This window comes from Bacillus sp. JH7, from assembly GCF_001563515.1.
Classification (GTDB): domain Bacteria; phylum Bacillota; class Bacilli; order Bacillales; family Bacillaceae_G; genus Bacillus_A; species Bacillus_A cereus.
Genome location: NZ_LPUS01000006.1, coordinates 1 through 5828, shown reverse-complemented (window position 1 = coordinate 5828; position 5828 = coordinate 1). Strand labels below are relative to the sequence as shown.

The window sequence follows — 5828 nt, the reverse complement described above, 5'->3', positions numbered from 1 at the left end:
TTCGCTCGACTTGCATGTATTAGGCACGCCGCCAGCGTTCATCCTGAGCCAGGATCAAACTCTCCAATAAAGTTAGTTTGTCTAGCATCTAAAATAAAAATTGACGTTTCACGTTGTTTGTTTCGTTCAGTTTTCAAAGAACTACTTAGCCGCTCATTTGCGACTTCCTTATGTTAACATTTTCATCTTTCAATGTCAACTAAGTTTTTTATTTCGTTTGTCGCTTTCGACGTTATTGTCATCGGCGACTTGTTCTATATTACACCTCTAAAGTATAATCGTCAACACCTTTTTATAAATAATTTCAATTTAATATTTTTATGCTCTTTTAGCTAGATACGTCTCTATAGGATTTCATTATCGGAGCACACCTTCTGCTTCTCTTTAATTTATTTTTCCAAATATATTCAAGTTAATTTGAACTCTAGACTTAACTTGTGTGGACGTTTTCCTCCAACAAAACTAGCAACCTTATTTTAACAAATACTAGTATATAATTAGAAAGTTGTTGTACTATCAATAAAACTCTATTAGAAGCAGGTGAAGATATGAAAGATATACGTATCCTTATAGCAGACGACGATAAAGAAATCCGAAATTTATTAAAAATATATTTAGAACGAGAATTATACATGGTAGACACTGCAATCAACGGCGAAGAAGCCTTGCATTTATTTAATCAAAATAAATATAACCTCGTTATATTAGATCTTATGATGCCCAAAATAGATGGAATCGAGGTATGTAAAAAACTTAGAGATAAAACTAACGTACCTATATTAATGCTCACAGCTAAAGATCACGAAGTTGATAAAATTTTAGGTTTAAGCATTGGTGCTGATGATTATATTACGAAACCTTTCAGCATTCACGAAGTAATTGCACGAGTAAAAGCTCTTATGCGGCGTTTTTTAGTTCTCGGAAGTAACAATACTGCTCAAGAAAAAACAACTTTATCTTTTAAAGGACTAACTATCAATTTAAATACATACACAGTTCATACAAACAAAGAAGAAATTAGCTTAACCGGAAAAGAATTGGAACTGTTAAAATTCTTTACTTCAAACCCAGGGCAAGTATTTACAAAAACACAGCTCTTCCGAAATGTGTGGGACGATAATTATATAGAAGATGACAATACCGTTATGGTACATATTCGAAAACTTAGAAAGAAAATAGAAATTGACCCTTCCAATCCAAAATTCATTCAGACTATATGGGGAATTGGTTATAAGTTTGTAGGTGAAAAGCTTGAAGACTGATAAAACCCTCTTCCTTATTTCATTACAACTTATCATTTGCGGGATTTTAAACATACAAATGGGCCCAAGATTAAAAATGTCTTTATTTATTATCCTTATCTTAATTACAATTTATCTCTTCTTTTCAAGAATACAATTCATTCAACATCGTAAAGCAATGGATACTAAATTAAGTCGTGTACTAAAAGGAAACTTACAAACGAGATTATTCACAAGCAATGACCACTCATTACATAATATCGTTTTTTCAATAAACGAGCTAATAGCTAAATTAGAGCAGGTTCAGATTGAAGCCAAAAGATCCGAGGAATCCAGAAAACAACTTTTGTCTAGTATCTCCCACGATATACGAACACCACTCACCTCCATTATCGGATATATAGATGCTTTGAAAGACGGAGTTGCTGCTTCTGAAATAGAAAAACAAGAATATCTTAAAATACTCTATATGAAATCAAATAACTTAAAGCACCTAGTTGATGAAATATTCAATATGGCGAAGCTAGACGCTAATGAATTTCCACTAAAAGAAGAAGAACTCGACTTTTCTGAAGTTACTAGAGAAGTTTTGATTGAATTTTTACCTGAGCTCTCAAAACATAACATCGAACTGCAAATTCGCATACCAGAGTCTACTTGTCCTATCATCGCAGATCATCTAAGCATTATGCGGATTATCGGTAATTTAATGAAAAATGCAATTTATTACGGAAAGGATGGGAAAACAATAGGAGTCGAATTGCTAGAAGCTGATGCAGAATACGAACTTCATATTTGGGATCAAGGCCCTGGTATTCCAAAACATGATTTACAAAACGTATTTGAGCGAATGTACCGAAGCGAACAATCAAGAAACTCTTCATTTGGTGGTAGCGGTCTCGGACTCTCTATTTCTAAAGCACTCGTTGAAAAAAATGGTGGGCATATATGGGTTGAAAGTACTCCATGGAAACGAACTACTTTTGGCTTTTCTATTCCAAAACACAATACTTTTAAGAAATAGTTAAGAAATGATTAATATGCAGTTAAGCCTTCCTTTTTATGATGTAAGTAAGAACTTATAGAAAGCAGGTGTCTCCTATAAATACAATTATAAAAACGACTAACCTTACTAAAGTATATGGCAATCAAAAATCCGTAGATAATTTAAATATTAATGTTCAACAAGGAGAGATTTATGGCTTCATAGGCCGCAACGGTGCTGGTAAAACAACAACCATTCGTATGCTGCTTAGTCTTATAAAACCTACAAGTGGAACGATTGAAATATTCGGAGAGAACTTATTCCAAAATCAAAAAGATATTTTAAGCAGAATTGGTTCTATAGTTGAAGTTCCAGGATTTTATGAAAACTTAACTGCAAAAGAAAACCTACTAATTAATGCAAAGATAATTGGGGTTCACAAAAAGAATGCTATCGAAGAAGCATTAGAAATAGTAGGCTTGCAGCATGAGACAAAAAAGTTAGTAGGAAAGTATTCTTTAGGAATGAAGCAACGCTTAGGAATTGCACGCGCTCTTCTCCATTATCCTGAGCTACTCATATTAGATGAACCAACTAACGGACTAGACCCTATTGGTATTAAAGAAATGCGAAAACTTATTCATTCTTTAGCTCAAGAAAGAAATATAACAATACTCATTTCTAGTCACATATTAGCCGAGATAGAACAGTTGGTCGATCGTATCGGAATTATTCATGAAGGAAAGTTACTAGAAGAAGTTTCTCTTGATACGCTGCGCAAAGCAAACCGTAAGTACATAGAGTTTCAAGTGAATAATGACGATAAAGCTGTGATGTTATTAGAAAATCATCTTCAAATTTTTGATTATGAAGTACATGATGAAGGAAATATTCGTATTTACTCTCATTTTGGGCAACAAGGATACATAAACAGAACATTTGTTCTTAATGGTATTGAAGTATTAAAAATGATGATAAGCGAAGATAGACTAGAAGATTATTTCACCAAACTAGTTGGAGGTGGAACAATTGGTTAATCTACTCTATACAGAACTCTTAAAACTAAAACGCTCTAATATGTTTTTAATTAGCATTATTGGTGCTGGTGTCGCACCTTTCTTAGTTGTAGTAGCCTCTTATATACATATAAAAACAAAACAGCCTACTCCAACTATTTGGTTCCATCAATTATTCACTGACGTTAACTTATATACTACTTTAGTTATAGGATTCCCCTTATATGGAGTAGTGGTTGCATATTTGCTTACCCGCGAATATGCAGAAGATACACTGAAAAATTTACTAACTATCCCCGTGTCGCGCATTAGCTTTATTATAAGTAAATTCATCATTCTCTTTCTTTGGATTATGATGCTAACTTTAGTCGCTTGGGCACTTACTTTAATATTAGGGCTATTGGGGAACTTCCCTGGCTTTAACATTTCTTTACTTTTAGGTTCTTTCCTAGAATTTTTAATATGTGGTGGACTTCTCTTTCTATTGTCTTCACCTATTGTGCTACTAACTCTTGTAATGAAGAGCTATGTACCGCCCATTATATTAACAGTCATTATTACAATGACTAATCTTATGCTCGTAAACTCCAAGCATAAAGATTTATTTCCGTGGACCGCTACTCTAGATATCGCAAATAACGAATTACAACCGACATATCCACCAGAGTATTCTTATATCATCATTGCAGTAACGACAATTTCCGGATTTATTGCAACACTATTCTATTTTAAAAAAGTAGACATTCATTAATTTGTAGGAGTGAAACTATGAGCGATATCATTATTGCCTTCATACTCGGTATTGTAGAAGGATTAGCTGAATTTTTACCTATATCCTCTACTGGCCATCTTATATTAGTCGGGCATTTATTAGGCTTTGAGGGAGAAAGAGCGAAAACGTTTGAAATTGTTATTCAGCTAGGCGCAATTTTAGCCATTGCAATTTTATATCATAAACGTCTCGTTTCTTTATGTAATATTAAGCCACTTCTACAGAAAGAAAAAAAATTCAACGCGTTCCATGTATTTCTTGGCGTATTTCCGGCAGTGGTTGCTGGTTTGCTATTACATGATATTATTAAAACATACTTATTCCAGCCATACACTGTTGTGATTGGACTTGTAGCAGGTGCAATTCTTATGCTCTTTGCAGAAGTAAAAAAGAAAGAGGCAGCAGCCTATTCACTGGACGATTTAACATACCGCCAAGCTTTAACAATCGGATTATTTCAGTGCTTAGCAGTATACCCTGGCTTCTCTAGAGCTGGCTCTACTATCTCTGGAGGTCTATTAGCAAAAGTAAATTATAAGACTGCATCTGAATTCTCTTTTCTAATAGCTCTTCCTGTAATGATTGGGGCTACAGGCTTAGACTTACTAAAAAGTTGGAAGTATTTAAGTGTCGATGACATCCCTATGTTTGCGGTAGGATTCATTACCTCTTTTATAGTAGCGATGCTAGCGGTAGTAACTTTTCTAAAGCTTTTAGAGAAGATAGGTTTAAAACCTTTTGCGTACTATCGTATTTTGTTGGCTATCTTATTTACGCTTTTCGTATTGCTATAGATGCATATAAGTCACATATTATTAAACTGATATTCAATTTAGAATATCAGTTTTTTCATCTATTTTAACTCTAGTATTACTCACTTCAATATGGCATAGTGATAATAAACTACCATTCATAATCTGAACGTTCTTTAAGTAACTACATCCTTTATCATAAAATGCAATTGGAAAATTAAAGATTCCATATATGTACAGAACATATTTACAAACTATATTCACTCCACATAGTATCTTTTTAATTTGCAACACACCGCTACAACTTTTAAATGAGTACAAAGACATACTAAATAAGTAAGTAAATTTCCTAGGAATTATAAAGAGACTAAATATGAATTAGAGTGAGGTAACGATAAAAATGAATCAATTAGCACAAACATATTGGGATACTTATTGGGGAAACAACAAAAAACCAGAATCTGTTACAGCTTGGCAATTTGGGGATGCCCCTAATTATCTTGCACAACTAGTAATTGACGGTATTAAAACCGCTACATGCTCCGGTCACATTTTTTATGAATTAGAACATGAATCACTACCGACTACTATTGATTATAGTATTATACTCAATAGTAATGATGAACCTGTAGCTATTATTAAGACAATAGAAGTAACTGTAACACCAATGAATGAAGTAAGCGAAGAATTCGCTATCGCTGAAGGCGAAGGAGATCGTACTTATAATTACTGGAGAGACACCCATGTTCGTTTTTTTACAAAGGAACTAAATGAGCTTGGTCTTAATTTCTCTGAAGATATGTTACTCGTCTGTGAGCGTTTTGAACTTGTTGATGTGAACAATAAAGTGAAATTTTAATAAACTGAGATTTACCAGCCATTCTTATTTTTATAAAACACAAAAAAGACGAGTCATTCTGACTCGTCTTAAAGTTGCTTGGCGACGTCCTACTCTCACAGGGACAAGGTCCCAACTACCATCGGCGCTAGAGAGCTTAACTTCCGTGTTCGGTATGGGAACGGGTGTGACCTCTCTGCCATCATCACCAAACTATGAAGGCA

At 33.9% G+C, this 5828-nt stretch carries 6 protein-coding genes and 2 rRNA genes; 6 read left to right on the top strand and 2 right to left on the bottom strand.

Annotation, left to right across the window (positions count from 1 at the left end; all coding sequences use genetic code 11):
- Positions 1–70, bottom strand: a 16S ribosomal RNA gene (locus AU379_RS17345); the annotation flags it as partial.
- Between the two features lie 478 nt (positions 71–548).
- On the opposite strand from AU379_RS17345, the gene AU379_RS17340 reads away from it, so the two are divergent.
- The 6 genes from AU379_RS17340 (at position 549) to AU379_RS17315 (ending at position 5625) form a co-directional block, all read left to right on the top strand.
- Positions 549–1262, top strand: a complete 714-nt coding sequence (locus AU379_RS17340) for a response regulator transcription factor (RefSeq protein ID WP_000651991.1) — start codon at positions 549–551, stop codon at positions 1260–1262.
- Positions 1252–2265, top strand: a complete 1014-nt coding sequence (locus AU379_RS17335) for a HAMP domain-containing sensor histidine kinase (RefSeq protein ID WP_061139567.1) — start codon at positions 1252–1254, stop codon at positions 2263–2265. The genes AU379_RS17340 and AU379_RS17335 overlap by 11 nt, the downstream gene beginning before the upstream one ends.
- Before the next feature lie 68 nt (positions 2266–2333).
- Positions 2334–3263, top strand: a complete 930-nt coding sequence (locus AU379_RS17330; protein WP_000074580.1) for an ABC transporter ATP-binding protein — start codon at positions 2334–2336, stop codon at positions 3261–3263.
- Complete coding sequence (locus AU379_RS17325) at positions 3256–3993, top strand: ABC transporter permease (protein WP_000247716.1); 738 nt, start codon at positions 3256–3258, stop codon at positions 3991–3993. The genes AU379_RS17330 and AU379_RS17325 overlap by 8 nt, the downstream gene beginning before the upstream one ends.
- A 17-nt stretch (positions 3994–4010) precedes the next feature.
- Complete coding sequence (gene uppP, locus AU379_RS17320) at positions 4011–4808, top strand: undecaprenyl-diphosphate phosphatase UppP (RefSeq protein ID WP_001279960.1); 798 nt, start codon at positions 4011–4013, stop codon at positions 4806–4808.
- Positions 4809–5166: 358 nt separating this feature from the next.
- Positions 5167–5625: an ASCH domain-containing protein gene (locus tag AU379_RS17315; protein WP_001072418.1), complete on the top strand. Its 459-nt coding sequence runs from the start codon at positions 5167–5169 to the stop codon at positions 5623–5625.
- Positions 5626–5701: 76 nt separating this feature from the next.
- Here AU379_RS17315 and rrf read toward each other — a convergent pair.
- Positions 5702–5817, bottom strand: a 5S ribosomal RNA gene (gene rrf / locus AU379_RS17310).
- Between the last annotated feature and the right edge of the window lie 11 nt (positions 5818–5828).